Below are 24,865 nucleotides of genomic sequence, written 5' to 3' on the forward strand. Positions count from 1 at the left end.
TCCGAAAATTCGAACTTTCCTGACGCCGGCCGGCCCGCCATGTGGATAAGACGGGCCGCGCCAGGCGCAAAGCCGCGCAATTGCTGGGTTCCAGCTAACACACTGACAAACATTAATTTTCATTAGCAATTGGCAAGCCTGCCGAAGCAGACAATCGAGCCTGATCGATCGGGCCGGACGACCCCGCCCTGGAGCTCAAGCAGAGGTTCGCCACAACATCGCCGGCTCAGCTTCCCGGTCGATTTTCCGGCCGACATGCCGCAGATGCCGGCGCCGGGAGCGACCTCCGCTGCCGATTCCGGGGTGGCCCTCGCCTACCGGCGCCACACAGACCGCCCGGATGATCGCGCGGTTGTGATCACACACGCATCACGCCTTGGTGAAAGGGAGAGCCGCGCCACCCTTGCGCAATCGACCCGGCCGATTCAGCTTGGAGCGCCGCGCACCCCGCGCTTCCGCTTCTGACAGGACCGATCCTGATGGCCTATGACTACATCATCGCCGGCGGCGGCTCGTCCGCCTGCGTCGCGGCGACCCGACTGGTGCGCGACCACGGCGCGCGCGTGCTGCTGGTCGAGCGCGGCCCGGCGCACTACGCCAGGCTGATGCAGATGCCGGCCGGCTACATGAAATATCTCGGCCGCGAGGATTTCCTCGAGATGCACCACACGGTCGAGCAGCCGCGCCTTGGCGGCCGCGGCCCGATCGTGCCGCAGGCGAAGGTGCTCGGCGGCGGCAGCTCGGTCAACGCCATGGTCTATATGCGCGGCCAGCGCGACGACTACGACCATTGGGACAATTTCCTCGGCGGCAATGCCGGCTGGAGCTATGCCGACCTGCTGCCGCACTTCAAGGCGCTGGAGAAGAACCAGAAATTCAACGACGCCTATCACGGCATCGACGGCAGCCTGCTCGTCTCCGATCCCGGCCAGCTCTGCGAAATGACGCGCGACTATATCCTCGCCGCGCAGGGCGCCGGCATTCCCTACAATCCCGATTTCAACGGCGCCCGGCAGAACGGCGTCGGCGTCATGCAGCACACCATGGGCGTGGTCGACGGCAGGATGCGCCGCAGCGATGCGGTGTTCTCCTTCCTGTCGCAGGTGATGAACGACAGGCGCCTCACCGTCGTCACCGACGCCCTGGTGACGCGCATCCTCATCGAGGGCAGCCGCGCCGTCGGCATCGAATATGTCCGAGAGGGCAAGCGCATCGAGGCGCGGGCCGACCAGGAGGTGCTGGTCGCGACCGGCACCTACAACACGGCCAAGCTTTTGATGCTGTCGGGCATCGGGCCCGAGGCGCATCTGAAGGAGCACGGCATAGCGGTCCATACCGACCTGCCCGGCGTCGGCCAGAATCTGCAGGATCACCATGAGGTGCCGGTGATCGCCACGACCAGGCGGGCGAGCGGCTATTTCGGCGAGGACAAGGGCTGGCCGATGCTGCGCAACGGCCTGCAATACATGATGTTCGGCACCGGTCCGGTGACGACGACGGGCATCGAATCCTGCCTGTTCTATGATCCCGATGGCGGCGACCGGCCGACCGTACAGCTCTATTGCGCGCCGATCGTCTATCTCGACCGCGACGTCACCGACATGCAGCCGACGCATGGCGTGACGCTGACCTCCTGCCTGCTCAGGCCGAAGGCGCGCGGCTCGGTGAAGCTGCGCTCGGCCGACCCGTCGGCGAAGCCGGTGGTCGATTCCAACTTCTTCGGCGATCCCGACGATTTGCGCCTGACCATCGCCTCGATGCGCTTCGCTCGAAAACTGCTGCAGACCGAGCCGGTCGGCTCGAACATCAGGGGCGAATTGCTGCCGGGTTCCGACAAGCTCAGCGACGATGAACTCGCCGCCTTCTGCGCCAAGACGGTGAAGACGAATTACCATCCCTCGGGCTCGGCCCGCATGGGGCGCGACGACGATCCGATGGCGGTGCTCGACAGCAAGCTGCGCGTGCGCGGCGTCGAGGGGTTGCGCGTCATCGACTGCGCGGCGATCCCCTTCATTCCCTCCGCCAACACCAACGCGATCGCGCTCGCGCTCGGCAACAAGGCGGCGTCGATCCTGATGAACGAGACGGTGGCGCCGGCCGTGCTCGACGCCTGAACCGCAAGGCCACAGCGCGGAAGATCTGCCCGCGGCTTGACGACCGTGATGCGGGACGGTTGAAGCACGGCTTTCGCCACAAGGGCCGGGGGGCCAATCTTGCGACACCGTCTCCACCTCACCGCCGCCGCCAGGCTGCCGGCCTGCCATGCATGTTCAGGGCGCGCAACATGACCGCCGCCTGCCGCCTGTTGGCGCGCCCGATCGATGCGGCGCTGCACGCGACGCATCGCAAGGCGACGCGCGCCTTCCGGGCCGAGATCGGCGCGCTGCCGCAGATCCTGCTGCCGGTCAGCTATAGCGACAAGATGTTCTGGCGGCGGGTGTTCGACCGCAACCCGGCCTTCGTCGCCCATTGCGACAAGCTCGCGACGAAGCGGCTTTTCGTCCAACAGGACGTTGCGGTGGCCGAACTGCTGTGGAGCGGAACCGACCCGGCCGCCCTGCCCGACGCGCTGCGCCATGGCGACGTCGTGGTGAAGATGAACGCCGCCTGCGACCGCAACTGGTTCTTCCGCCACCGCGACGAGGACAGCGCCGCCTTCGAAGCGACCTGCCGGGGCTGGCTGGAGCAGACTTTTGGCGTCGACGCGCTCGAATGGGCCTATGGCGCGGCGCCGAAGCGGCTCCTCGCCGAACGCGTCCTCGCGGACGATCCGCGCGGGATTGACGAGATCAAGGTGCATCTGTTCTCGGGCGAGGTCTTCTATGCGCTGATCTACCGGGGCGAGAAGACGCCCGACGGCCGGTCCGGCATCTTCGACCGGGATGGCCGCCGGCTCCGCGTCACCAATTCGGTCGTGGCCAAGGATCCCGGCCGGGCGCTGCCTGCGGGTTACCGCGTGCCAGACTGCTTCGGTCGCGCCATCGAAGTGGCGCGGCGGCTCGCGGCCGACACGGATTATCTCCGCGTCGATTTCATGGTCGTCGACGGCAAGCTCCATGGCGGCGAGATCACGCCCTATCCCTCGGCCGGGCTCATGACCAACTCGGATCCGGCGGTGCTGGCGCAGATGGGGCGCAGTTGGGATCTCCGCCGTTCCTGGTTCCTGCGGACGCCACAGACTGGCTGGCGCGCGCTCTATCAGGCGATGCTGCGCCGGCATGTCGAGACGCTCGGCAGCGATCCGATCCCCCGCCTCGCCTGAACGATCTTCGCGCCGCCGTCCGGCTTTCGGGAGGGAGCGCTTGATCGTCGGACCGACTTCCGCTTGAACGATAAAGGCGCTGCATCGGCGGCGGCTGGAGCCACTCGGCTTCCGGCGATGGGGACAGGAACGCAATGCGCATAGTCGTGCTCGGTGCCGGTGTGATCGGCGTGACGACGGCCTGGTATCTGGCCGAGGCCGGCCACCAGGTCACGGTGATCGAGAAGAACGCTTCCGCCGGGCACGGCACCAGCTACGCCAATGCGGCGCAGATCTCGCCGGCGCTGTCTTCGCCCTGGGCCTTTCCCGGTCTGATCGGCAAGGCGGCGTCGTGGATCTTCGCCAGGCATCCGCCGCTGATCCTGAGCCGCATGCCCGACTTCGCCATGAGCCAGTTCCTGTTCCGGATGTGGCGCGCCTCCAGCCTCGAGCAATATCTGCGCGCCAAGCGCGACATGGTCCGGCTCGCCGAATACAGCCGCGATTGCTCCGACGCGCTGCGCGCCGAGATCGGCATAAAGTATGATGGCCGGCAGAAGGGACTGATCGTCGCCTTCCGCGAGGCGAAGCAGGTCGAGGGCTACCAGCGCGACCTCGCCGTGCTCGACGAACTCGGCGTGCCGCATCGCCGCCTCGGCCGCGACGACCTGCTCGGCCTGGAGCCGAACATCGACCCGCAAAGCGGCGTCGTCGGTGGCGTGCTGCTGGAGACCGACCAGACCGGCGACTGCTTCCTGTTCACCCAGGCGCTGGCCGAGCAATGCGCCGCGCGCGGCGTGCGGTTCCTCTATGGCCGCACGGCGGACAGGCTGGTGATCGAACGGAATAAGGTGATCGGCGTCGCCGCCGGCGGCGACATGGTCGAGGCGGACGCCGTCGTCGTCGCGCTCGGCGTCTGGTCGAAGGGCCTGCTCGAGCCGCACGGCATCCCCGTGCCGATTTATCCGGTGAAAGGCTATTCACTGACCATCGACGCGCATTCCGACGACGTCGGACCGGTCAGCACGGTCTCGGACGAATCGCTCAAGGTCGGCCATACGAACCTGGAGAACCGCATCCGCGTCGGCGGCACGGCGGAGCTGGCCGGCTATGATTTCTCCCAGCCGGAAAAGCGCTATGAGGGGCTGATCGCCTCGCTCCGGATGCTGTTCCCGAAGGTGCCCGAGGCGGCGATCGCCTCGGCGGAACGCTGGTCCGGCCTGCGCCCGGTGACGCCGGACGGGCCGCCACGGATCGGCCGCTGCCGCTATCCCAATCTCTATCTGAACAGCGGCCATGGCACGCTCGGTTGGACCATGGCCTGCGGCTCCGGCAAGACGTTGGCCGACCACATCTCCGGCGTCCGGCCCGAGGTCGACATCGCGCCGTTTGCGCCGCGCTAGGCGAATGCCGGTGTTTCACGTGTGACGTTTTTCCGCGCGGCGCGCCCCGCGGAGCGACCCGGCGCCGGCCCCTCGGCGCGCCCGGCGCGGCCCTGTTTCGCCCTCCCTCGCCGACCGTTTGACTTTCCAGCCGGCGTGCTTATGTCTTGAAGACCATGTTGAGCCATTCGACCTTCTGCCGTTCTCTGCACCATGCGGGTCTCCTGATCGCGGGCCATTAGCCCCGGGTTCGGCGTGCGCGTTCGCCCCGAACACGGGGCTTCTGCCGGTACGACTGCTCCTGCCCAAACCTTTCCTGACAGACGGGCCGCCATGCGCATTTCGCGCGGGCTGCCGGAATCTTACCGCTCCCTGCCATCGAGCGCTGCGCGGGGAGCGAACGACCCCAACCCCCTTCCCGGGACCGCCGCTGAAGCGCGAAGCTCCCGACCCAGACTGGAGACAAGACATGACCACCCGCAGCGCCGGCCGCCTGAAGCCCCGGATCACCATTCTGGCGGCCGATCACGAGCGGCTCTCGACACTGGCGCGCGCCGCGGCCCATACGCTGCCGGATGTCGCGACCGTGCTGACCGAGGAGCTGGACCGGGCCCGGGTCGTCGCCGATGCCAGGCGCTCGCATCCCTTTGTCCGCATGAATCACGAGGTCGAGTTTCGCGACGACGTCGCCGGCACGGTGCGCAAGGTGACGCTCGTCTATCCGGAAAACGCCGATATCGGCCAGGGCCGGATCTCCGTCCTCACTCCGATCGGCGCCGCGCTGATCGGCGTCGGGGTTGGCGAATCGATCAGTTGGGAGACCCGCAATGGCGAGCTGAAGCGGCTGACCGTGCTGCAGGTCGGCGGCGACGAAGCGGCCGCCTGATGCGGGAACGGGCGATCCGGGATCGATAGCGGGCACCGCCATGAACGACTGGCTGCAGGGCTTCATCGATCTCGTCGTCCAGCACCCGCACTGGGCGGGCCTGCTCGTCTTCGTGACGGCGATGGCCGAATCGATCGTCGTCGTCGGCATGTTCGTGCCGGGAACGGCGATCCTGATCGGCATTGCCGCCGTTGCCGGGCTCGGCGAGCTCAAGCTCTGGCCGCTGCTGGTCTGGGCGACGCTCGGCGCGGTCGCCGGCGATGGCGTCTCTTACTGGATCGGCCATCGCTACAAGGAGCATATCCGCGCCGGCTGGCCACTGCGCGAGCGGCCGGAACTGTTCGAGAAGGGCGAGGCGTTCTTCCATCGCTACGGCGCCATGAGCGTCGCAATCGGCCGCTTCGTGCCCGGCGTCCGCGCCATCATCCCGGTGGTGGCCGGCGTCGTCGGCATGCCGCCGCTGCGCTTCTATGCCGTCAACATCCTCTCGGCCATGGTCTGGGCGCCGGCGCATATCCTGCCGGGCGCCGGGATGGGCCTCGCGCTCGGCGTGCTCGGCTCGATCGCCGGAAGGCTCGTCGCGGTCCTGGTCGGCGTCCTCGTCTTCGCGGGCCTCGCGATCTGGGCCATTCATCTCGGCGTGCGCTGGATCGCGCCCGGCGCCGCCCGGCGCTACCGCCGCTTCGTCGCCGGCTGCAAGCGCCGCGGCAGCTGGGTGGACCGCGCCATCGTCTATGCGCTCGATCCGGACGATCCCGGCACCTCGACGCTGATCGTCATGGGCGTCGCCGTGATCGCGCTGGCGCGGATCTTCGTCGGCCTCGCCGAAGACGTGTTCATGCGCGAACAGATCACCCGCATGGATGCGGCGATCTCGACGCTGGTGCAGGGCTGGCGCACGCCGGCGCTCGACGATGTGATGATCGCGATCACCAGCCTTGGTGACGGCGTCGTCGTCACCGCCGTGGTGGCCGCGGCCGTGATCTGGCTGTTCGTCCACCGCGAGCGGAAGCTCGGCGTCGGGCTGGCGCTCACCATGGTTCTGGCGGCAGTCTCGGTGCCGGCGCTGAAGAGCGTGCTGTCAATCCCGCGTCCGATCGAGATCTATTCCGGCGCCGATGCCTTCAGCTTTCCGAGCGGCCACGCCACGTCGGCAGCGGCCCTCTATGCCTCGCTCGCCTGGCTCGCGACCCACAATGCGGCGCTGCGCTGGAAGATCGTCGGCTTCGCGCTGGCCGGCGTGATGACAGCCGCCATCGCGGCGTCGCGCGTCTATCTCGCCGCCCACTGGCCATCCGACGTGCTGGCGGGCCTGACGCTCGGCCTGGCGCTGGCGGCGATCTATGCGCTCGTTTTCCGTCGTACCGACAGCCGCACCATGGGGCCGTGGCGGCTGGTCGCCGTCGTGCTGGCGACGCTGCTGGTTGCCGGCGGCGCGCGCGCCTACACCAATTTCCCGCATGCGCTCGAGGCCTATCGGCCGCGCGTCGTCGAAACCACGGTGACGGCGGAAAGCTGGCTCGGTGGCGGCTGGGCGGATCTTGCGGCGGAGAGGCTGGAGCTCGACGGATCGGATGGCGGCGCGCTGGTGCTGCAGGCGGACGTCTCGCTCGCGGCGCTGCGGCAGGGGCTGATCGCGTCCGGCTGGCAGATGGCGCCGGCAGGCGATGTCGTCGGCATCGCCGGGTTCCTGTCGCCGAAAGCGGCGCTCGACAGCCTGCCGCCCTTGCCGCTCACCCATGCCGGCCGGTTTGCCGGCCTGACGATGGTGCGCGAAACGGGGCCGGCGAGCCGGCTGGTGCTTCGCTTCTGGCCGACGCCGAATCTCGTGCTCGAAAGCGGCGCGCCGGAGCGGATCCATCTCGCCTCGATGACGGTCGAAACCGTCAGCCGGCCGCTCCACCTCGCCACCATGCTGCATGACCGCGAAATCGCGGCCACCGAACAACAGGGCCTCCTCGCGCCGCTGGCCGGCCGGCCGGAATGGCGGGCGGAGACGAGGGCGCTGGGCGACCGGCGGGTCCTGCTGCTGACCCGCCCGTCGCCTCCGGCTCCGCCTATGCCCCGCGGAGAATCGTCTGGCGATACAGCGCCTTGAAGCGCTCGGAATCGACCTCGGTGCAGATCCTGTGCGACGGACGGTTGTCCCAGTCTCCCGGCGGGAAGCGGTGGCTGTCCGGCTTCTGGATGGTCTGGCCGACGGCCATGCCCTCGGTGATCACCCGGATGGCGCCGCTGCGCGTCGTGAACAGGGTGGGATCGAGCAGGTAGGCGACGGCGGAGGAATCATGCACGAACATGTTTTCCACGCCGGCGGCGTGGTGGTAGGCGACATAGACGCGGGTGATGTCCCAGATGAACCGGCCGGCTTCGCCGCCGTCCTTCGCCAGCGCTTCCAGATATTCTGTCGAAAGCTGCGTGCGCTGGGTGACGTCGAGGCCGACCCAGGTAACCGGCCAGCTGCCGCCCGCCACTTCGTCGGCCGCCAGCGGATCCCCGGCGATGTTGGCCTCGGCGGCCGGCGTGACGTTGCCGTGATTGCCGTGGAAGCCGAAGGCGCCGCCCATGATCACGACCTGCTTGACCAGCCCGGCGATCTCCGGCGCCTCGCGCAGCGCCAGCGCCAGATTGGTCATGCGGCCGACGGCGACGATGGCGATCTCGCCGGGATTTTCGCGGATGAGGTCGATGATCAGGCGATGCGCCGGACGCGGATCGACGGTCCTGGCGATGGTCTCGGGCAGTTCGATGTCGCCGATGGCGTTGTGGCCATGGACATAATGCGGCGGATCACCGGCCGGACCGACCAGCGGCGTCGCCGGGCCCTGCGCGACGGGAACGTCGATGCCGAAGCGCTCGACCAGATAGAGCGCGTTGCGGGTGGTGGTCGCGATCGTGCCATTGCCGAGCGTCGTCGTGATGCCGACCAGTTCGATCTCCGGCGAGTGCTTCAGGAACAGCAGCGCCATGGCGTCGTCGACGCCGGGATCCGTATCGAAGATGACCTTGATCTTGCTCATGCGGGGCATTTCCTCTGGTTATCGATTGCCGCCCGGCCGGAATCCGGCGGTCGGGCTGGAAGAAGAGGGCGGGTGCGTTCCGGCCGCGCGATCACGCCCGCGCCAGCAGGCGCTGGCGGCGGCGGGCGTGGACGACGAGGGCGATGACGGGGACGAGGTAGGGCACGGTCTGCATCAGCTCGCTCGGCAGGCCAACGCCCTGCAGCGCGATCGACGCCGCCTCGGCGATGCCGAGCAGCAGCGAGGCGAACATGGTGCCGGTCGCGCTGCCATGGCCCATCACCTCGGCGGCGAGCGCGATGAAGCCTCGGCCGGCGCTCATGTTCTGCGAGAACCAGCTGACATAGCCCATCGACAGGAACGCGCCGGCGGCGCCCGCGAAGACGCCGGATGCCACCAGCGCGCCGACCTGGACGCGACGGACATTGATGCCGGCGATCTCCGCCGATTCCGGATTTTCGCCGACAGCGCGCAGCCGCAGCCCCATCGGCGTGCGCATCAGGAACAGGCCGACGCCCGGCACCGCCAGAAAGGCGGCATAGGTCAGAATGTGGTGGCCGGAGAGCAGCGTACCGAGCACGGGAATGCCGGCAAGGACGGGAATGGTCAGGCTCGGCAGCACCTGGCTCGACAGCGATCCCGACATGCCCTTGTCGCCGGTCAGCATGAACAAAAGCAGCGTCGTGCCGGCGGCGGCGGCCATGTTGAGCGCGATGCCGGAGAGGATCAGGTCGGATTTCAGCACATGCACGGCAAAGGAAAGCGCCGCGCCGAGCGCGCCGCCGACCACCAGCGCGGCGAGGAAGCCGAGCGTGGCGCTGCCGGTCGCGGCGCTGACGACGACGCCGGCGAAGGCGCCGGAGAGCATCATGCCCTCGACGCCGATATTGAGCACGCCGGCGCGTGAAGAGATCAGCACACCGAGCCCGGCCAGCAGGATCGGCGTGGTGACGCGCAGGATGGCGGGAATGAAGGTGATCAGGCTGGCGAGGTCGAGTTGGGTCACGCGACGCCTCCTTCCACGGCCTTCGTCTCCTTGGCGGCGTTCGTCGCCGGCTTGCTGCCCGCGACGAAGCGGAGCAGGCGCGGATTGCGCATGATGGCCTGGGCGGTGACGACGATGAGCACCAGCGCCTGGATCAGGCCGACGGCCTCGCTCGGCACGTCGAAATTGCGGGCGATCAGATCGCCGCCGACCTGCAGGTAGGAGAGGAACAGGGCGGCGGGGATCAGCAGGATCGGGTTGTCGCGCGCCAGGATGGCGACGACGACGCCCGTCCAGCCATTGCCGGGCAGCGATTGCCACGAGAAGCGCTGGTAGAGGCCCAGCATCTCGATGCCGCCGGCGCCGGCGGCGATCAGCCCGCCGATCACCTGCGAGCGCAGCAGGATCGAGCGGATCGGCAGCCCGAGATGGGCGGCGAAGCTCGGATTGGAGCCGACGATGCGCGCCTCGAAGCCAGCCCGCGTCATGAACAGGTAGACGGCGCCGAGCCCGCAGGCGGCGAGCGCGATCAGGGTGCCGAGATGGATGCGCGTGCCGGCGATCAGCTTCGGCAGCTTGGCGTCATTGGGGATCTTGTACGACACCATCGCGCCGGCGGCGGGATCGCGCAGGAAGTAGTTGACGACGAACAGGCCGATGAACAGCGCCGCGAAGTTCAGCATCAGCGACGAGACCAGTTCCGACGCCTCGTAGCGGGCGCGCAGATAGCCCGGCACCACGCAGACGCTGGAACCGACGATCGCGCCGACGAGAATGCCGACCGGCGCCATGGCGAAGGCCGGCAACGGCACCAGCAGCACGGTCGCGACCGTGGCGAGGCCACCGAGGAAGAACGCGCCCTCGACGCCTAGATTGAACATGCCGGCCCGGAACATCACGGCGACGGCGAGGCCGCACATCATCGCCGGCGTCGCCATCTCGATGATGTTGCCGGTGTGGCGCGGATTGCGGAATGGCCCGAACACGAAGGTGTCGAGCACGGCGAGCGGATCGGGCAGGCTCATGGCGATCGGCACGAGCACGATGCCGACGACCAGCACCAGCAGGACCGCGGTGATGACGAAGGAGGCGAAGGCGGAGCGGATCATGCGGCGCTCTCCAGGCCGAGCATGTAGGGGCCGAGCCGTTCCGGCGTCAGGCCGGGCTCGTTCTCCATCCGGGCGACGATGCGGCCGGCATAGAGGATGACGATACGGTCGGAGAGGGTGAGCAGTTCGTCGAGATCGGCGGTGACGAGCAGCACGGCGCCGCCCTTCGCCGCCAGCTCGGAAAGGCGTTCATGCAGGAACGCCGCGGCGGCGACGTCGATGCCGCGCGTCGGCTGGTCGGCGATCATGAAGCGCGGCTCGGTGGCGAATTCGCGCGCCGCGATCAGCTTCTGCGCATTGCCGCCGGAGAGCGCCGAGAGCGGCGCGTTCGGGCCGGGGCAGCGCACCTTGTAGCGCGCGATCATCTCCTCGGTCCGCGTTTCCATGGCGCGGCGCTTCAGGAAGGGGCCGCTTGAGAAGGCGGCGAGGCGATGGGCGCCGGCAATGGCGTTCTCGACCAGCGTCATCCGCTTCGAGCCGCCGTCCTGGAAGCGATCGGCCGGCAGATGGGCGAGGCCGAGCCGTCGGAGCGCGGCGGTGCCGAGGCCGGCGGTCGGCTGGCCCTCATAGGCGATGCTGCCGGCGGTCGGCTGGGCGCGGCCGGTCAACAGCGAGACGAGCCCGCGCTGGCCGCTGCCATCGACGCCGGCGACGCCGAGGATCTCGCCGGCATGCACCGTCAGGTCGATGCCGTCGATGCGGTCATTGGCGTCGCGAGCTTTCAGATGGACGCCGGAAAGCTGGACGCGCGGAGCGCCCGAAACCCGACCGCCGCGCTTCAGCGCCGGGCCGGCCGCCTGGCCCATGACGAGGCGGGCAATCGCCTCGTCGTCGATCGCGGCGAGCGGCGCGTCGCCGGCAAGCCTGCCGGCGCGCAGCACGGTGACGTGGCTCGCCAGCGCGCGAACCTCGCGCAGCTTGTGCGAGATGAACAGGATGGTGAGGCCGGTGGCGCGCATGTCGCGCAGCCGCTCGAACAGTTCGTCGGTTTCCGGCGGGGTCAGGACGGCGGTCGGCTCGTCCAGGATCAGTACGCGGACGTCGCGCGACAGCGCCTTCAGGATCTCGACCTTCTGCTGCGCGGCGACCGAGAGGGTGCGCACGACCGCGTCGGGATCGACGGCGAGATTGTAGCGCCGCGCGAGATCCTCGACCCGGCGGCGCGCGGCCGCCCGGTCGAGAAAGGCGCCGCGGCGCGGCTCCTGGCCGAGAACGATGTTCTCGGCCACCGAGAGCGACGGCACCAGCGAGAAATGCTGGTGCACCATGCCGATGCCCCTATCGGCGGCGACGCGCGGCGACGCGATCGCCACCGCCTCGCCATCGAGCAGGATCGATCCGGCCGAAGGCTGCTCGAGACCGAACAGGATCTTCATCAGGGTCGACTTGCCAGCGCCGTTCTCGCCGCAGACGGCGTGGATGACGCCGGGCCGGATCGCGAACGAGACGTCGTCGAGCGCCAGGGTGCCGTTTCCATAGGTCTTGGAAATGCCGGCAAAGGCGATGATCGGCCGATCGGTCATGCGACCTCCTGGAACTATCGGAGCGGGAGGGAGCGACGGCTCAGGGGCGAACGCTGTCGCGCAGCGCGTTGAGCTTGTCGGTCTCCAGGCCGAAGGCCGAGGTCACCTTGATCGACCCGTCGATGATGCCGGCGCGGGCATCGGCGATCTGCTTCTTCAGTGCCTCCGGGACGAGCGTCACGAAGTTGCCGGTCTCGACTAGGCCGACAGCGTTCTCGGCCAGGCCGATTGCCTCGACCTTGCCGGTCGGCAGCTTGCCTTCGAGGAACAGGTCGTAGGCGCGCAGGATCGATACGTCGATGTTCTTCACCATCGAGGTCGCGACCTTGGCGGCCATGGCCGGATCGCTCTCCTTGAAGATCGCTTCCTGGTCGGAATTGACGCCGAGCGCCCACTTGCCGACATCCTTGGCGGCGGCGAGCTGGCCGAGGCCGGTCAGGCCGGCGACGTTGAAGCCGATCGCCGTGCCGGTGCGATACTGCGCCAGCGCCAGTTCCTTGCCCTTGGCGGCGTCGTTGAACGAGCCGGCATAGGAGATCGCGACCTTGATGTCCGGATTGACCGAGCGCGCGCCCTCGACATAGCCGGTGAGGAAGTCGTTGATGACCGGGATGTCCATGCCGCCGAGGAAGCCGATCGAGCTGCCCTGGTCGGCCGGGATCGTGCCGTCCTTCAGCAGGCCGGCGGCGAGGATGCCGGCGAGATAGGAGCCCTCGTTCTGCTTGAAGACGACCGAATAGACATTGTCGTAGCCGCCATTCTCATAGGGCACGACACCGTCGACCAGCACATAGGTCTTGTCGGGATGGTTCGGCGCGACCTCGCCGATGATGTCGGAGATCTCGAAGGTCGAGGAAACGATCAGATCCCAATCCTGCTCGGAGACGTCCTCGAAGGTCGGCATCCACTTGGTCTGGTCGGTGCCCATCTCGATGACCTTGGTCTCGACGGCATCGCCATACTTGGCCTTGATTTCCTTCAGTCCGGCGGCGCCGAGGTCGAAGAACGACTTGTCGCCGAGATTGCCGTTGACGAGGAAGACCACCTTCTTCGGGCCGTCGGCAAGCGCCGCGCCGGTCGAGGCGGCGAAGCCGAACGTCGCTGCCGCGACGGTGGCGAGAAGAAGGCTGGAGAGTCCCCTGCGGGTGATGTGCGCCATGATCTTTGTTGTCCCTGCTCGCTTGTTCGCTCTGGATCGGGCTCGTTTTCTTAGGAGTCGCCACGGCCCGGATGACGACGGTATTGAATTCGGTTAAACGTTTTCCATGAGCTTAATCGAGGCTATCGAAGCGTCAAGCCGATTTCGCAGGCTGCCGCGGCTGAAGAAGCGGGCAGACGGGACGGGACAATGCAACCTTCGCCGGCCGAGGGACTGGACAGGCCGGAAGGAGACGCCATGATCGCGCCAACGAGGTGGCTTGCATGAGCACGATCAAGGACGTAGCGGCGCTGGCGGGCGTATCGATCGCCACGGTCTCGCACTACATGAACAAGACCAAGGCGGTCAGCGAGGCGACGGCCGAGCGCATCGGCAAGGCGATCGCCGATCTCGACTACAGCAAGGATTCGATGGCGGCCTGGTTCAAGACCTCCCAGGTCCCGGTCATCTTCGTCGCCACGCCGCATGCCGACACCTCGTTCTTCGACGATGTCTCGGCGGCGATCGAGGAACGCTTCGACCGACATGATCTGAGCGTGCTGCGGGTGCAGCTGGCGACGCTGGAACGGATGCGGCGCGGCGGCCCGCTCGCTTCGCTGCTGCAACGGGCGGCCGGCGTCGTCGTGCTCGGCCATTCCGACGAATGGATCGAGGACGAGGCGGCGCTGGCGGCGCAACTGCCGACCGTCATGCTGAACTGGGACCGGCTGGTGGAATTCCGCGAGCAGGGCCTGGTCGAGCATCTCGACCTCGGCGCCGACATGGCGCTGACCTACCTGGCCGAGCGCGGCCATCGCGACATCGGCCTGATGACCGGCCCGAGCCTGCCGCGCGCGCAAGGGCTGCTGGCTGCGTCGCGCAAGGCTGCGGATCGGCTCGGCCTCAACCTCGACCCGCGCTGGATGGTCGAGACGAGCTATGACTTTCCCGACGCGCGCGACCGGGCGCGCGCCATGCTGGAGAAATCGCCCCGCCCGACGGCGGTCTTCACCTTCGGCACGCAGTTCGGCTTCGGCGTGCTGCAGGCCGCCTATCAGCTTGGCATCAATGTGCCGGGCGACCTCTCGGTCCTGAGCTATATCGACTGCAAGCAGACGGAGCAGTGCGCGCCACGCCTGACCACCGTCTCGCCGTCGATCCCGCAGATCGCCGCCCATGTCGTGGCGCGCATCGTGACGCTGATGACCGATCGCGAAGCGACCGAGGTCACATCGCTCGAGGTCGAACTGACCGAACGCGACAGCGTCCGGTCTATCCGAGACATCTGACGGCGCTATTTGACGCCGAGCTGGCGCAGGCGCTCGTCCAAATAGGATTCGGCCGTGTAGCGTTCGGAAAGGACCACTTCCGGCCGCGGCTGCAGGAAAAGCGGGATCGAGACGCGCGAACGGCGGGCGCCCTCGCCGCTCGGATTGACCACCCGGTGCGTCGTCGATTTGTAGAAGCCGCCGGACGCCTCCTGCAGCATGTCGCCGACATTGATCACCAGCGTGCCGAAATCCGACGGAACGTCGGCCCATTCGCCCGAAGCCGTCAGCAGTTGCAGGCCGCGCTCGTTCGAGGCCGGCAGCACGGTCAGGAGATTGATGTCCTCATGCGCGGCGGCGCGGACCGCGCCCGGCTCCTCCTCGCCGGTCAGGGGCGGATAGCGCAGGATGCGGAGCAGCGTCGCCGGGCTGGCGTCGATCATGCTGGCGAGCGGCATCGTGAATTTGGCGCTGACCTCGGGCGGCGTATGCGCCTCGACCCAGGAAAGAAGTTCGCCGGCAAATTCGCTCGCGAGCGCATAATAGCGCCGCGCCGCGTCGGACACCTCGGCGGGATAGCGCCCCCACGGGAAGACGTGGAAGAACTCCTTGAGATCGCGCTTGGTGTTGCCCTTGGCCGTCTCCGAAACCGCCGAGGAAAAGAAGCCGTCATGCTTCGCCTTGTCGAAGGCATAGGCGTGCTTGGCGTCGCCATCGAAGAAGTCCAGCCATTCGGCATAGACCTGCTCGACCAGCGCCTGCGGGATCGGGTGGTCGCGGACGACGCCGAAGCCGGTGCGGTGGAGCGAATCCGTGAAGAGCGCCGGTGCTGCGGGGTCCTTGTAGGAGACGGCGGCGACGCCATCCCGGCTGGTCGTCGGATCGATCGTATCCATGCGTGGTGCCTCCGAATGGTAATCGTTTAACTCCCAGCCTTTCGGCCAAGTTCTCGCAGCTTGCTAGCAGTTGCGGATTTCGACAAGGGGGAAAAATCGAGGCTGATTTCCACACCGTCCGGCAGGGAATTCCCGGGCTCGGCGCGCCGGCCTCGTCCACACGTCGCGGCCGGCGGATCCGCCCCCTGTGGGAGCGCTGCAACAGGGGGGTCGAATGGTGGATTGAACAGCCGACTCAAACCATTCGTTAACGCTGTTCTTCGTATCTCTGAGCGACCAGCAACGGTCGGCCAGACCGCGTACCAGGGTCAGCGACAAACATGCGTTCTTCCAATCGGCCTCCCCAGCCTCTCCCCTTCATTCCAGCCGAGCCGGCGGTGCCGGGTTCGGTGGATCGGGAGGCTTCCCGCTACCAGAATCCGTCCCGCGCGCCCGCCGCGCCGACGCGCGCCAATGCGGCTCCGCCGGCGCCGCCCGTCCTGCGCGAGGCCCCCGTGCTCGGGCCCGATGGCGAGCCGCTGCCGTCCTGGCTGCAGCCCTTCACCGCGGGCATGAACGCGCGCTTCACGCGCACGCCGGACTATCTGCGCCGCCCGCGCAATGCCGAGACAGAGGCCGAGGCTGAAACGCCGGCCGAGACGATGGAGACGGAGGAGGCGCCGGTCGTCGCCGAGGCCGTCACCGCCGAACCGATCGCCGAAGTCGTAATCGCCGAGACCATCGCCATCGAGGAAGCGGTCGCCGCTCCGGTCAAGCCGCTGGTCGAGCTTGCGCCGCCGCCGCCCGCCCCTGCCGCCGAGGCGCCGCTGCCGACCGAACCGGCCGAGTACCAGGCCGAGATCGTCGCGGCGTCGCGGCCCTCCAACATCCGCCGGCTCGAGCGCCTGATCCAGGTCGGCCGCGCCGTGCCGCCGCAGCGCGCGATCGGCCTCGAGGCCGCGCCGCACGCGCCGGTCGCCGAAGCTGCGCCGGCCCGCGTCACGCAGCCGGTCCGCCCTGCGCCGAAGACGGAAACGCCCGCGGCCGTGCAGGCTCCCGTCGCGCCCGCGCCGGAAGTCGTTGCCGCCCCTGTCGAAACCGTCGCTCCGGCGCCGGTCGCCATCACGGTTCCGCAAATCGTCGCTCCGGTCCTGCGTGCGCCGGAAACGCTGCTGCCGGGACATGTCCAGGCCTCGATCCAGGTCTGGTTCGAATGGCCGATCTGGGTGACGCCGGTGCAGAGCCTCAGCGCCCGCTCGCGCGAATCCCGCCGCCTGCGCCGCGAGAGCTTCGCCGAAGCCGCCGCCATCGAGGCCGCGGTCGAGGCTGCCGAGGTTTCTGACGCACCGGCGGCGCCCGTCGCCGTCGTGGCCGAGGCCCCCGTCGCCCCGGTCCGCACCGAAACGGTCGTCAGCTTCCATGCCGGCGAATACGAACTGCCGCCGCTCGAGCTGCTGGCCGAACCGCCGGTGACCGAGCCGCCCTTCGAGCTCTCGGCCGAATATCTCGACCAGAACTCCAACTTCCTGCAGCAGACGCTGCGCGATTTCGGCATTCGCGGCGAGATCATCGACGCCAATCCCGGCCCGGTCGTCACGCTCTATGAGCTGGAGCCGGCGCCCGGCACCAAGTCGTCGCGCGTCATCGGCCTTTCCGGCGACATCGCCCGCTCGATGAGTGCGGTGTCGGCGCGCGTCGCCGTGGTCGAGGGCCGAAACGTCATCGGCATCGAACTGCCGAATCAGACCCGCGAGACGGTGTGGCTGCGCGAGCTGATGGCGAGCGAGGCGTTCGCGGAGGCCAAGGCCAAGCTCGGCCTCTGCCTCGGCAAGACCATCGGCGGCGAGCCGGTGATCGCCGACCTCGCCCGCATGCCGCACCTGCTCGTCGCGGGGACCACCGGCTCGGGCAAGTCGGTCGCGATCAACACCATGATCCTGTCGCTGCTCTACCGGCACCGCCCGGAAGAGTGCCGGCTGATCATGATCGACCCGAAGATGCTCGAGCTCTCCGTCTATGAGGGCATCCCGCATCTGCTCACCCCTGTTGTCACCGATCCGAAGAAGGCCGTCACCGCCCTGAAGTGGGCCGTGCGCGAGATGGAGGAGCGCTATCGCAAGATGTCGCGCCTCGGCGTCCGCAACATCGACGGCTTCAACCAGCGCGTCGCCGAGGCGCGCGAGCGCGGCGAGGTGATCACCCGCACGATCCAGACCGGCTTCGACCGCACCACCGGCGAGATGATGCAGGAAGAGGAGGTCATGGACCTCTCCAACCTGCCCTACATCGTCGTCATCATCGACGAGATGGCCGATCTGATGATGGTGGCCGGCAAGGACATCGAAAGCGCCGTGCAGCGGCTCGCCCAGATGGCCCGCGCCGCTGGCATCCATCTGGTCATGGCGACGCAGCGCCCGTCGGTCGACGTCATCACCGGTACGATCAAGGCCAACTTCCCGACCCGCATCTCCTTCCAGGTGACGTCGAAGATCGACAGCCGCACCATTCTCGGCGAGATGGGCGCGGAGCAGCTGCTCGGCCAGGGCGACATGCTCTACATGGCCGGCGGCGGCCGCATCCAGCGCGTGCATGGCCCGTTCGTCTCGGATCTCGAGGTCGAGCATGTCGTGGCGCATCTGAAGCGCCAGGGCCGGCCGGAATATCTCGACGCCGTCACCGCCGGCGACGAGGAAGAGACCGAGGCAGCCGCCGCGCCGGCCGAGGACGACGTCGCCGTGTTCGACAAGAGCACGATGGGCGAGGAGGGAGGCGGCGACGCCTACGAGCAGGCCGTGGCGGTGGTGCTGCGCGACCGCAAGGCATCGACCTCCTACATCCAGCGCCGCCTGCAGGTCGGTTACAACCGCGCCGCCTCGATCATGGAGCGGATGGAGCAGGAAGGCATCGTCGGCCCGGCCAACCACGCCGGCAAGCGCGAGATCTTCATGGAGCGCTAGGCGCTTCGTCCGGGCGAGGCGCCGCGCTTCGCCCGGACCGGTCGACACGAAAAAGGCCAGGGCCTTTCGCCGGTACGGCGGGATGCCCTGGCCTTCTTTTTTTTGCTTCGCCTTTTGCGATCGCGCGGCGTCAGAGGCCCATGGCGCGATGCATGGCGCGGGCGAGATGCGCGTCCATCGCCGCGACGGCGGTGTCGGGATCCTGCGCCTCGAGCGCGGCCAGCACGGCGAGATGCTCCTGCATCGTCTGCACGATGGCGAGCGAGGACAGCATGTACATGTTGTCGAGCCGGATGACGCCGATCTGCTCCATCATATGCGCATGGGCCGAAATCATCAGCGGGTTGCGCGTGCTCTCCAGCAGCGCCCGGTGAAAGGCCTGGTCGACCTCGGCCGAGCGCGCGATCAGGGCCGATTCGACCGTGCCACCACGCGCGAGTTCGATGATCGCCTCGTGCCGCGCCCGCCAGTCGGCCAATTCGCTCATCGTCGCCCGCTCGGCGAAGCGGCGCACCGCCTCCCCCTCCAGCACGCGGCGCATCTGGAAGCAGTCCTTCAGATGGCTCATGTCCGGCTTGACGATGCGGATGCCCGAGCGCGGCAGGACCGTGAGGAAGCCCTCCTTCTCGAGCAATTGCATCGCCTCGCGCAGCGCGCCCGTCTGCACCTCGAGCAGCTCCGCCAGCTCGCCCTGCGAGACGGTCGCGCCGATCGGAATCCGGCGCGAGAACAGCGCCTCCTTGAAGCGCTGATAGGCGATCTGGCTGAGCTTGGTCGGGGCTTCGGCGATCTGGGCCATGGTGACGAAAGTCCTCCTCGCCAGCCCTATAGCACATTCTTCATATATGAAACAGCAAGCCTGTTGCTATCAGATGGTCGATATGAATAATCAGATGCGGAATTTGGTTGCGGGAGAGGCGGCCAAACTCGCCCATATGTCGACACTGGGAGGAAACCAATGGTCGCCAACATCACCCGCCGCAGCCTGATGGCCGGCAGCGCCGCGCTCGTTGCCGGCGCAGCGCTGGCGCCGATGCGCGCCTTCGCCGCCAGCAACATCAACTACTGGCACCATTTCACCAGCCAGGCCGAGTTCGCCGGCCTGCAGGCGGTGATGGAGGCGTTCGCCAAGGCGAAGCCGGACATCACGATCACCCAGGAAAACATCCCGAACCCGGAATTCATGGCGAAGTTCACCGCCGCCGTGGTCTCCGGCAGCCGCCCCGACACGACGATGGTGACGGCCGAGCGCCTCGCCGACATGCTGGCGATGGAAGGCCTCGTCGACATCACCGCCCGCGTCGACGGCTGGAGCGAAAAGGCCCACTTCCCGGAGGACCGCTGGAAGGGCATCTCGCGCGAAGGCAAGATCTACGGCGTGCCGGCCTTCGCCTTCGTCGACTGGGGCTATTACCGCTCCGACTGGTTCGAGGAGGCCGGCATCGCCGGTCCGCCGACCAACTATGCCGAGTTCGTCGACATCGCAAAGAAGCTGACCGACCCGGCCAAGGGCCGCTTCGGCTTCGGCATGCGCGGCGGCGCCGGCGGCCAGAAATACGTGCTCGACATGATGGAATCCTTCGGCGCGCCGGTCGTCGATGCCGAGGGCAATATCGGCCTCGACCGCGACAAGGCGATCGAGGCGGTCAAGTTCTATGCCGGCCTGTTCACCACCGAGAAGGTCGTGCCGCCGAGCGCGCCGGGCGACGGCTACCGGCAGATCATGGAAGCCTTCCGCACCGGCCAGACGGCGATGGTCTGGCACCACACCGGCTCGTTCCAGGAGATTTCGGCCGCCCTCAAGCCGGGCGTCGAGTTCAAGACCTTCGCGATTCCCGCCGGCCCGGCCGCGCGCGTCGCCCGCCTCGCCTATCTCTACAATGCGCTGATGAAGGAAGAGAACGCCGACGCTTCCTGGGACTGGATCAGCTATTGGGGCCAGTCCGAGCCGGCCATCGCCTTCCTGGAAAAGACGGGCTACTTCCCCGCCAATGCCGCCGTGGTCAAGGACGAGCGCATCACCTCGAACCCGCTCTATGCGCCGGCCGTCGAGACGCTTTCGTTCGGCCGCCTGCCGGCCAATTTCGTCGGCATCGCCGGCTGGTCGGAGCATACCGTGCTCGCCGCCTTCCAGAAGGTGCTGATCGGCCAGATGACGGCCGAGGACGCCGTCGACGAGATGATCGCCGGGCTCGAAGAGACCAAATAGCCCCGTGCATCAAGGCATCGTCTTCACCTGAGGGAGAGGTCGACGGCGTAGCCGGCGGGTGAGGGTTTACGGCCTCTCCGGATGGTTCCCTAACCCCTCACCCGGCTCTGCGAGCCGACCTCTCCCTCTGGGAGAGGTAAGGCGACGCCCCCCCCCTCGACCGTTCCTGAAACGCCATCCCTACCGCTCATCGCAATCCGTCAAGGCGTGCCGATCACGCCGGGAGCCTTTCGTGAAGATCACCGATATCCGCGCCTACATCGTCGAGGACGATCACCCGCAATATCCCTTCCGCTGGCGCGAGGGCCTCGCCGGCTCGGGCGACGGCACGCCGCTCGACCAGCGCCCGAAATCGGCGATCCTGCGCATGGATACCGACGAGGGCGTCACCGGCGCGATCAAGATCGGCGACGGCGAGGCGATCGCCAGCCTGACGCGCCGGCGGCTGAAGTCGCTGATCGGCGAGAACCCGCTGATGACCGAGCGGCTCTGGACCAGAATCTGGGAGATCGACCGGATCGAGGAACTGCACATGCGCCATCTCGGCCTGATCGACCAGCTCGCCTGGGACATCAAGGCCAAGAAGGCGGGCCTGCCGCTCTACCAGCTGCTCGGCGGCAATTCGAACCGCATCCAGGCCTATGCCTCGACCGTCACCTGGAACACGATGGAAGAGTATGAGCGCTACATCAAGCAATGCATGGATGTCGGCTTCACCGCCTTCAAGCTGCATGCCTGGGGCGATGCCAAGCAGGATGCCAGGCTCAGCCACAATCTGCGCAAATGGACCGGCGACGACGCGGCGCTGATGTTCGACGGCTCGGCCGGCTGGGATTTCGTCACCTCGCTCTGGTTCGGCCGCCAGCTCGAGGACGCCGGCTTCCTCTGGTACGAGGAACCGATGCGCGAATTCGACCTCAGGAGCTATGTAAAGCTGACCGAGCAGCTCGAAATCCCGGTGCTCGCCGCCGAGACCTCGGATGGCTGTCACTGGAACGCCGCCACCTGGATCGACATGGGCGCGCTCGACATGATGCGCACCTCTTCCTTCTACAAGGGCGGCATCACCGGCGCGATGAAGGTGGCGCATCTGGCGGAATCGCACGGGATGCGCGCCCAGGTGCACGGCATGGGCGTCGCCAACGCGCATATCTGCGGCGCCATCCCCAACAACGACTTCTACGAGCAGCTCGTGATGTCGAGCGAGCAGATCGCCGGCCTCGCCACCATGGCGGAGCTGCCGGTCGTCGACGGCTACATCACCGTACCGGAGACGCCGGGCCTCGGCTTCGAGCCGGACTGGGCCCATCTGGAGCGCACCGCGCTCGCAATCGTCTGAGGAGAAGCGGATGGCCGAACGCATGTCAGCCCTTTCCGAGCCGTCACCCTCGATCTGGCGGCGGCTCGATCCGGCGGCGGCGCTCGGCCGTCTCTCCGAAAGCCGCTACTGGATGTATCTGCTGCTGGTCCCCAGCGCGATCCTGATCCTGGCGGTGGTGCTCTATCCGACCGTCTACGGCTTCCAGCTCAGCTTCCGCCAGATGCGGCTGAACCGGCCGGATCTCGGCACCGGCTTCGTCGGCTTCAAGCACTACATCGCCATGTGGTCCGACAAGGTGTTCTGGCTTTCGCTGCGCAACACCGCCGTCTGGGTCACCTTCGCCGTGGTGATCGAGTTCGGGCTCGGCCTCGTCGCGGCGCTGGCGCTCAACCGCAACCTGCCCGGCACCAAGCTGATGGGCGTGCTGATCCTTTTGCCCTACTTCCTGCCCAACGTCGTCGCCGGCCACATGTGGGCGCTGCTGCTCGACCCGCGCCTCGGCGTCATCAACGACATCCTCGTCCGCCTCGGCTTCCTCGAAACCTACAAGGCCTGGTTCGCCGATCCCTCGACCGCGCTCGGCGCCGCCATCCTCGTCGAGGCCTGGCACGGCTTCCCCTTCTTCGCGCTGCTGCTGCTCGCTGGTTTGAAGGGCGTGCCGGACGACCTCTACAAGGCAGCCTCCGTCGACGGCGCCGGCCCGATCCGGCAATTGCGGCTGATCACGCTGCCGATGCTGCGCTCGGTCATCGCCGCCGCCGTCATCCTCCGCGTCATCGGCCTGGTCAATTCGCCGGATCTCCTGCTGATCCTGACCGGCGGCGGCCCCGGCCAGTCGACCCAGGTGCTGTCGCTCTACGCGTTCCAGAAGGCCTACAAGGACTTCAACTTCGGCTATGCCGGCGCGCTTTCCGTCGTGATGTTCGTGCTGCTCATGCTGTTCGCCTGGGCCTATGTGCGCGTCTCCAAGGTGAACCAGGACTGAGGAACGAGCCATGATCACGACAAGCCGCCGCGCCCGTCTGGCCTGGAACATCGCCACCTATGCGGTGCTCATCACGCTGACGATCTTCTGCATCTTCCCGCTTCTGTGGACCTTCCTGACCTCGCTCAAATACGAGGCCGACATCGTCACCCAGACGATCCAGTACATCCCGACCCGGATCACCTTCGACAATTACGTCGCGATCTGGACCCAGTCCGGCTTCCCGACGCTGGTGTTCAATTCCTTCGTCGTCACGGCGACCACGGTGGCGCTCTGCCTGATCACCGGCACGCTCGCCGCCTATTCCTTCTCGCGCTTCCACTATCGCGGCCGAAGCGCGCTGATGCTGGGCTATCTGGTCATCCGCATGTTCCCGGCCGTCTTGATGATCATCCCGCTCTTCATCCTGATGCGCGGCGTCGGCCTGCTCGACAGCCGCTTCGGCCTCGCGCTTGCCTATACGAGCTTCCTGCTGCCGCTATTCGTCTGGATGCTGAAGGGCTTCTTCGACGCCGCGCCGAAGGAGCTCGAAAGTGCCGCCCGCATCGACGGCTGCACGCGGCTCGGCGCCATGGTCCGCATCGTGCTGCCGCTCGCCCGCAACGGCCTCGTCGCCACCTCCGTCTTCGTCGCCATCGCGGCGTGGAACGAGTTCCTGTTCGCGCTGATGCTCACCACCAGCCAGGGCTCGCGCACCTGGCCGGTCGGCCTGCAGCTGATGGTCGGCGAATTCCAGCTGCCCTGGGGCGTGCTCGCCGCCGGCGGCATCATCAGCATCATCCCCGTCATGATCCTGTTCGCCATCGTGCAGCGGACCATGGTCCACGGAATCACCGCCGGCGCGGTCAAGGGTTGAGGACGAAACCATGTCGACACTGACGCTGAACGGCGTACGCAAGAGCTTCGGCGCGCTCGATGTGCTGCAGAGCATCGACCTGAAGCTGGAGGATGGCGAATTCCTGGTCCTGCTTGGCCCTTCGGGCTGCGGCAAGTCCACCCTTCTGAACCTCATCGCCGGGCTCGAGACGCCGACCGCAGGCGACATCCGGATCGGCGACAAACGGGTCAACGACGTCCACCCGAAGAACCGCAACATCGCCATGGTGTTCCAGTCCTACGCGCTCTACCCGACCATGCCGGTCGAGCGGAACATCGGCTTCGGCCTGGAAATGCGCGGCGTCGAGACGGACACCCGCAAGCGCGCCGTCGATGGCGCGGCGCGCATGCTGCAGGTCGACCACCTGCTCGACCGCAAGCCCGGCCAGCTCTCCGGCGGCCAGCGCCAGCGCGTCGCCATGGGCCGCGCCATCGTGCGCGAGCCGGAATTGTTCCTGTTCGACGAACCGCTCTCCAACCTCGACGCCAAATTGCGCGCCGAGATGCGCACGGAGATCAAGCGCCTGCACAACCGGCTCGGCACCACGGTCGTCTATGTGACGCACGACCAGATCGAGGCGATGACGCTCGGCACCCGCATCGCGGTGATGAAGGGCGGCGTGATCCAGCAGCTCGCCGACCCGATGACCACCTATGAAAAGCCGGCCAACATGTTCGTCGCCGGCTTCATCGGCTCGCCCTCGATGAATTTTGTCCATGGCGTCTTGGCACGCGACGATGAGCACATGGCGCTGAAAACGGAAGGCAGGGACCCGACGACGATTCGCCTGCCGCGCGTCGCCGCCAATCTGGAAGGCCTTGCCGGCCGCAAGGTGGTGCTCGGCGTGCGGCCGGAATCCTTCGCGGCCAACGCCTCCGAGCCGGATTTGACCGGCACGATCGACGTCGTCGAGCCGACCGGCCCGGACACGCTGGTGGTGCTGACGCTGGGCGGGCAATCGATCACGGCAAGGCTTGGCCCCAAGCTCGCGATCGCACCGGGCGAACCCCTCGGCCTCGCCATCCAGCCCGACTCGATCAGCCTGTTCGACCCGGACTCGGGCAACCGGATCGAGTGAACGGCCCCGCG

19 protein-coding genes are annotated in these 24,865 nt (G+C 67.5%); 12 read left to right on the forward strand and 7 right to left on the reverse strand.

What is annotated here, in order from left to right; genetic code table 11:
* Positions 1-479 precede the first annotated feature (479 nt).
* From OSH07_RS00005 to OSH07_RS00025, 5 genes are all read left to right on the forward strand, one after another.
* Positions 480-2,114 carry a GMC family oxidoreductase gene (locus tag OSH07_RS00005; protein WP_266336556.1) on the forward strand — a complete coding sequence of 545 codons (1,635 nt, stop codon included), beginning with the start codon at positions 480-482 and terminating at the stop codon, positions 2,112-2,114.
* A 170-nt stretch (positions 2,115-2,284) separates the two neighbouring features.
* Entirely contained in the window at positions 2,285-3,262 is a 978-nt protein-coding gene (locus tag OSH07_RS00010; protein ID WP_266336557.1) for an ATP-grasp fold amidoligase family protein, read from the forward strand.
* Between the two features lie 134 nt (positions 3,263-3,396).
* Positions 3,397-4,644: a D-amino acid dehydrogenase gene (locus OSH07_RS00015; protein WP_266336559.1), complete on the forward strand. Its 1,248-nt coding sequence runs from the start codon at positions 3,397-3,399 to the stop codon at positions 4,642-4,644.
* 448 nt (positions 4,645-5,092) lie between these two features.
* On the forward strand, positions 5,093-5,509 hold the full coding sequence (gene rnk, locus OSH07_RS00020; RefSeq protein ID WP_266336560.1) for a nucleoside diphosphate kinase regulator: 417 nt from the start codon (positions 5,093-5,095) through the stop codon (positions 5,507-5,509).
* 40 nt (positions 5,510-5,549) lie between these two features.
* Positions 5,550-7,607, forward strand: coding sequence for a bifunctional DedA family/phosphatase PAP2 family protein (locus OSH07_RS00025; protein ID WP_266336561.1), 2,058 nt, complete (start codon positions 5,550-5,552; stop codon positions 7,605-7,607).
* Here OSH07_RS00025 and OSH07_RS00030 read toward each other — a convergent pair.
* The 5 genes from OSH07_RS00030 to OSH07_RS00050 form a co-directional block, all read right to left on the reverse strand.
* Positions 7,567-8,529 (reverse strand): nucleoside hydrolase, encoded by a 963-nt coding sequence (locus tag OSH07_RS00030; protein ID WP_266336562.1) that lies wholly within the window; start codon positions 8,527-8,529, stop codon positions 7,567-7,569. The two genes, OSH07_RS00025 and OSH07_RS00030, sit on opposite strands and share 41 nt — an antisense overlap.
* 91 nt (positions 8,530-8,620) lie before the next feature.
* Complete coding sequence (locus OSH07_RS00035) at positions 8,621-9,535, reverse strand: ABC transporter permease (protein ID WP_266336563.1); 915 nt, start codon at positions 9,533-9,535, stop codon at positions 8,621-8,623.
* Positions 9,532-10,623 carry an ABC transporter permease gene (locus OSH07_RS00040; protein ID WP_266336564.1) on the reverse strand — a complete coding sequence of 364 codons (1,092 nt, stop codon included), beginning with the start codon at positions 10,621-10,623 and terminating at the stop codon, positions 9,532-9,534. The genes OSH07_RS00035 and OSH07_RS00040 overlap by 4 nt, the downstream gene beginning before the upstream one ends.
* On the reverse strand, positions 10,620-12,146 hold the full coding sequence (locus tag OSH07_RS00045) for an ABC transporter ATP-binding protein (RefSeq protein ID WP_266336565.1): 1,527 nt from the start codon (positions 12,144-12,146) through the stop codon (positions 10,620-10,622). The genes OSH07_RS00040 and OSH07_RS00045 overlap by 4 nt, the downstream gene beginning before the upstream one ends.
* A 40-nt stretch (positions 12,147-12,186) precedes the next feature.
* On the reverse strand, positions 12,187-13,305 hold the full coding sequence (locus OSH07_RS00050) for a BMP family lipoprotein (RefSeq protein WP_266336566.1): 1,119 nt from the start codon (positions 13,303-13,305) through the stop codon (positions 12,187-12,189).
* Positions 13,306-13,568: 263 nt separating this feature from the next.
* Here OSH07_RS00050 and OSH07_RS00055 point away from each other — a divergent pair, with 263 nt between their 5' ends.
* Positions 13,569-14,573 carry a LacI family DNA-binding transcriptional regulator gene (locus OSH07_RS00055; RefSeq protein ID WP_266336567.1) on the forward strand — a complete coding sequence of 335 codons (1,005 nt, stop codon included), beginning with the start codon at positions 13,569-13,571 and terminating at the stop codon, positions 14,571-14,573.
* Between the two features lie 5 nt (positions 14,574-14,578).
* Here the strand turns inward: OSH07_RS00055 and OSH07_RS00060 are convergent, their stop codons facing one another.
* Positions 14,579-15,448: a 2OG-Fe(II) oxygenase family protein gene (locus OSH07_RS00060; RefSeq protein ID WP_266336568.1), complete on the reverse strand. Its 870-nt coding sequence runs from the start codon at positions 15,446-15,448 to the stop codon at positions 14,579-14,581.
* A 320-nt stretch (positions 15,449-15,768) separates the two neighbouring features.
* Here OSH07_RS00060 and OSH07_RS00065 point away from each other — a divergent pair, with 320 nt between their 5' ends.
* The gene (locus tag OSH07_RS00065; protein WP_420909578.1) at positions 15,769-18,384 is read left to right on the forward strand and encodes a DNA translocase FtsK; all 2,616 of its coding nucleotides are present in this window, start codon (positions 15,769-15,771) and stop codon (positions 18,382-18,384) included.
* 130 nt (positions 18,385-18,514) lie between these two features.
* Here OSH07_RS00065 and OSH07_RS00070 read toward each other — a convergent pair whose 3' ends face one another.
* On the reverse strand, positions 18,515-19,183 hold the full coding sequence (locus OSH07_RS00070; protein ID WP_266336570.1) for a GntR family transcriptional regulator: 669 nt from the start codon (positions 19,181-19,183) through the stop codon (positions 18,515-18,517).
* Between the two features lie 159 nt (positions 19,184-19,342).
* Here OSH07_RS00070 and OSH07_RS00075 point away from each other — a divergent pair, with 159 nt between their 5' ends.
* The 5 genes from OSH07_RS00075 (at position 19,343) to OSH07_RS00095 (ending at position 24,854) form a co-directional block, all read left to right on the forward strand.
* On the forward strand, positions 19,343-20,593 hold the full coding sequence (locus OSH07_RS00075) for an extracellular solute-binding protein (protein ID WP_266336571.1): 1,251 nt from the start codon (positions 19,343-19,345) through the stop codon (positions 20,591-20,593).
* Positions 20,594-20,825: 232 nt separating this feature from the next.
* On the forward strand, positions 20,826-21,932 hold the full coding sequence (locus tag OSH07_RS00080; RefSeq protein WP_266336572.1) for an enolase C-terminal domain-like protein: 1,107 nt from the start codon (positions 20,826-20,828) through the stop codon (positions 21,930-21,932).
* Positions 21,933-21,942: 10 nt separating this feature from the next.
* On the forward strand, positions 21,943-22,899 hold the full coding sequence (locus OSH07_RS00085) for a carbohydrate ABC transporter permease (RefSeq protein WP_266336573.1): 957 nt from the start codon (positions 21,943-21,945) through the stop codon (positions 22,897-22,899).
* Positions 22,900-22,909: 10 nt separating this feature from the next.
* A complete protein-coding gene (locus OSH07_RS00090; protein ID WP_266336574.1) occupies positions 22,910-23,755 on the forward strand; it encodes a carbohydrate ABC transporter permease in 846 nt (281 codons plus the stop codon).
* 10 nt (positions 23,756-23,765) lie between these two features.
* Positions 23,766-24,854 carry an ABC transporter ATP-binding protein gene (locus tag OSH07_RS00095; protein WP_266336575.1) on the forward strand — a complete coding sequence of 363 codons (1,089 nt, stop codon included), beginning with the start codon at positions 23,766-23,768 and terminating at the stop codon, positions 24,852-24,854.
* Positions 24,855-24,865: the final 11 nt, after the last annotated feature.

This window comes from Kaistia nematophila, assembly GCF_026343855.1.
Lineage (GTDB): Bacteria > Pseudomonadota > Alphaproteobacteria > Rhizobiales > Kaistiaceae > Kaistia > Kaistia nematophila.

What these genes read in the sequence shown, in the direction of transcription:
- OSH07_RS00055 (WP_266336567.1), top strand. Translation starts at nt 13,569, where the DNA reads ATGAGCACGATCAAGGACGTAGCGGCGCTGGCGGGCGTATCGATCGCC.
- OSH07_RS00015 (WP_266336559.1), top strand. Translation starts at nt 3,397, where the DNA reads ATGCGCATAGTCGTGCTCGGTGCCGGTGTGATCGGCGTGACGACGGCC.
- OSH07_RS00040 (WP_266336564.1), bottom strand. Translation starts at nt 10,623, where the DNA reads ATGATCCGCTCCGCCTTCGCCTCCTTCGTCATCACCGCGGTCCTGCTG.
- OSH07_RS00075 (WP_266336571.1), top strand. Translation starts at nt 19,343, where the DNA reads ATGGTCGCCAACATCACCCGCCGCAGCCTGATGGCCGGCAGCGCCGCG.
- OSH07_RS00060 (WP_266336568.1), bottom strand. Translation starts at nt 15,448, where the DNA reads ATGGATACGATCGATCCGACGACCAGCCGGGATGGCGTCGCCGCCGTC.
- OSH07_RS00065 (WP_420909578.1), top strand. Translation starts at nt 15,769, where the DNA reads ATGCGTTCTTCCAATCGGCCTCCCCAGCCTCTCCCCTTCATTCCAGCC.
- rnk (WP_266336560.1), top strand. Translation starts at nt 5,093, where the DNA reads ATGACCACCCGCAGCGCCGGCCGCCTGAAGCCCCGGATCACCATTCTG.
- OSH07_RS00095 (WP_266336575.1), top strand. Translation starts at nt 23,766, where the DNA reads ATGTCGACACTGACGCTGAACGGCGTACGCAAGAGCTTCGGCGCGCTC.
- OSH07_RS00025 (WP_266336561.1), top strand. Translation starts at nt 5,550, where the DNA reads ATGAACGACTGGCTGCAGGGCTTCATCGATCTCGTCGTCCAGCACCCG.
- OSH07_RS00070 (WP_266336570.1), bottom strand. Translation starts at nt 19,183, where the DNA reads ATGGCCCAGATCGCCGAAGCCCCGACCAAGCTCAGCCAGATCGCCTAT.
- OSH07_RS00050 (WP_266336566.1), bottom strand. Translation starts at nt 13,305, where the DNA reads ATGGCGCACATCACCCGCAGGGGACTCTCCAGCCTTCTTCTCGCCACC.
- OSH07_RS00005 (WP_266336556.1), top strand. Translation starts at nt 480, where the DNA reads ATGGCCTATGACTACATCATCGCCGGCGGCGGCTCGTCCGCCTGCGTC.
- OSH07_RS00010 (WP_266336557.1), top strand. Translation starts at nt 2,285, where the DNA reads ATGACCGCCGCCTGCCGCCTGTTGGCGCGCCCGATCGATGCGGCGCTG.
- OSH07_RS00030 (WP_266336562.1), bottom strand. Translation starts at nt 8,529, where the DNA reads ATGAGCAAGATCAAGGTCATCTTCGATACGGATCCCGGCGTCGACGAC.
- OSH07_RS00085 (WP_266336573.1), top strand. Translation starts at nt 21,943, where the DNA reads ATGGCCGAACGCATGTCAGCCCTTTCCGAGCCGTCACCCTCGATCTGG.
- OSH07_RS00090 (WP_266336574.1), top strand. Translation starts at nt 22,910, where the DNA reads ATGATCACGACAAGCCGCCGCGCCCGTCTGGCCTGGAACATCGCCACC.
- OSH07_RS00045 (WP_266336565.1), bottom strand. Translation starts at nt 12,146, where the DNA reads ATGACCGATCGGCCGATCATCGCCTTTGCCGGCATTTCCAAGACCTAT.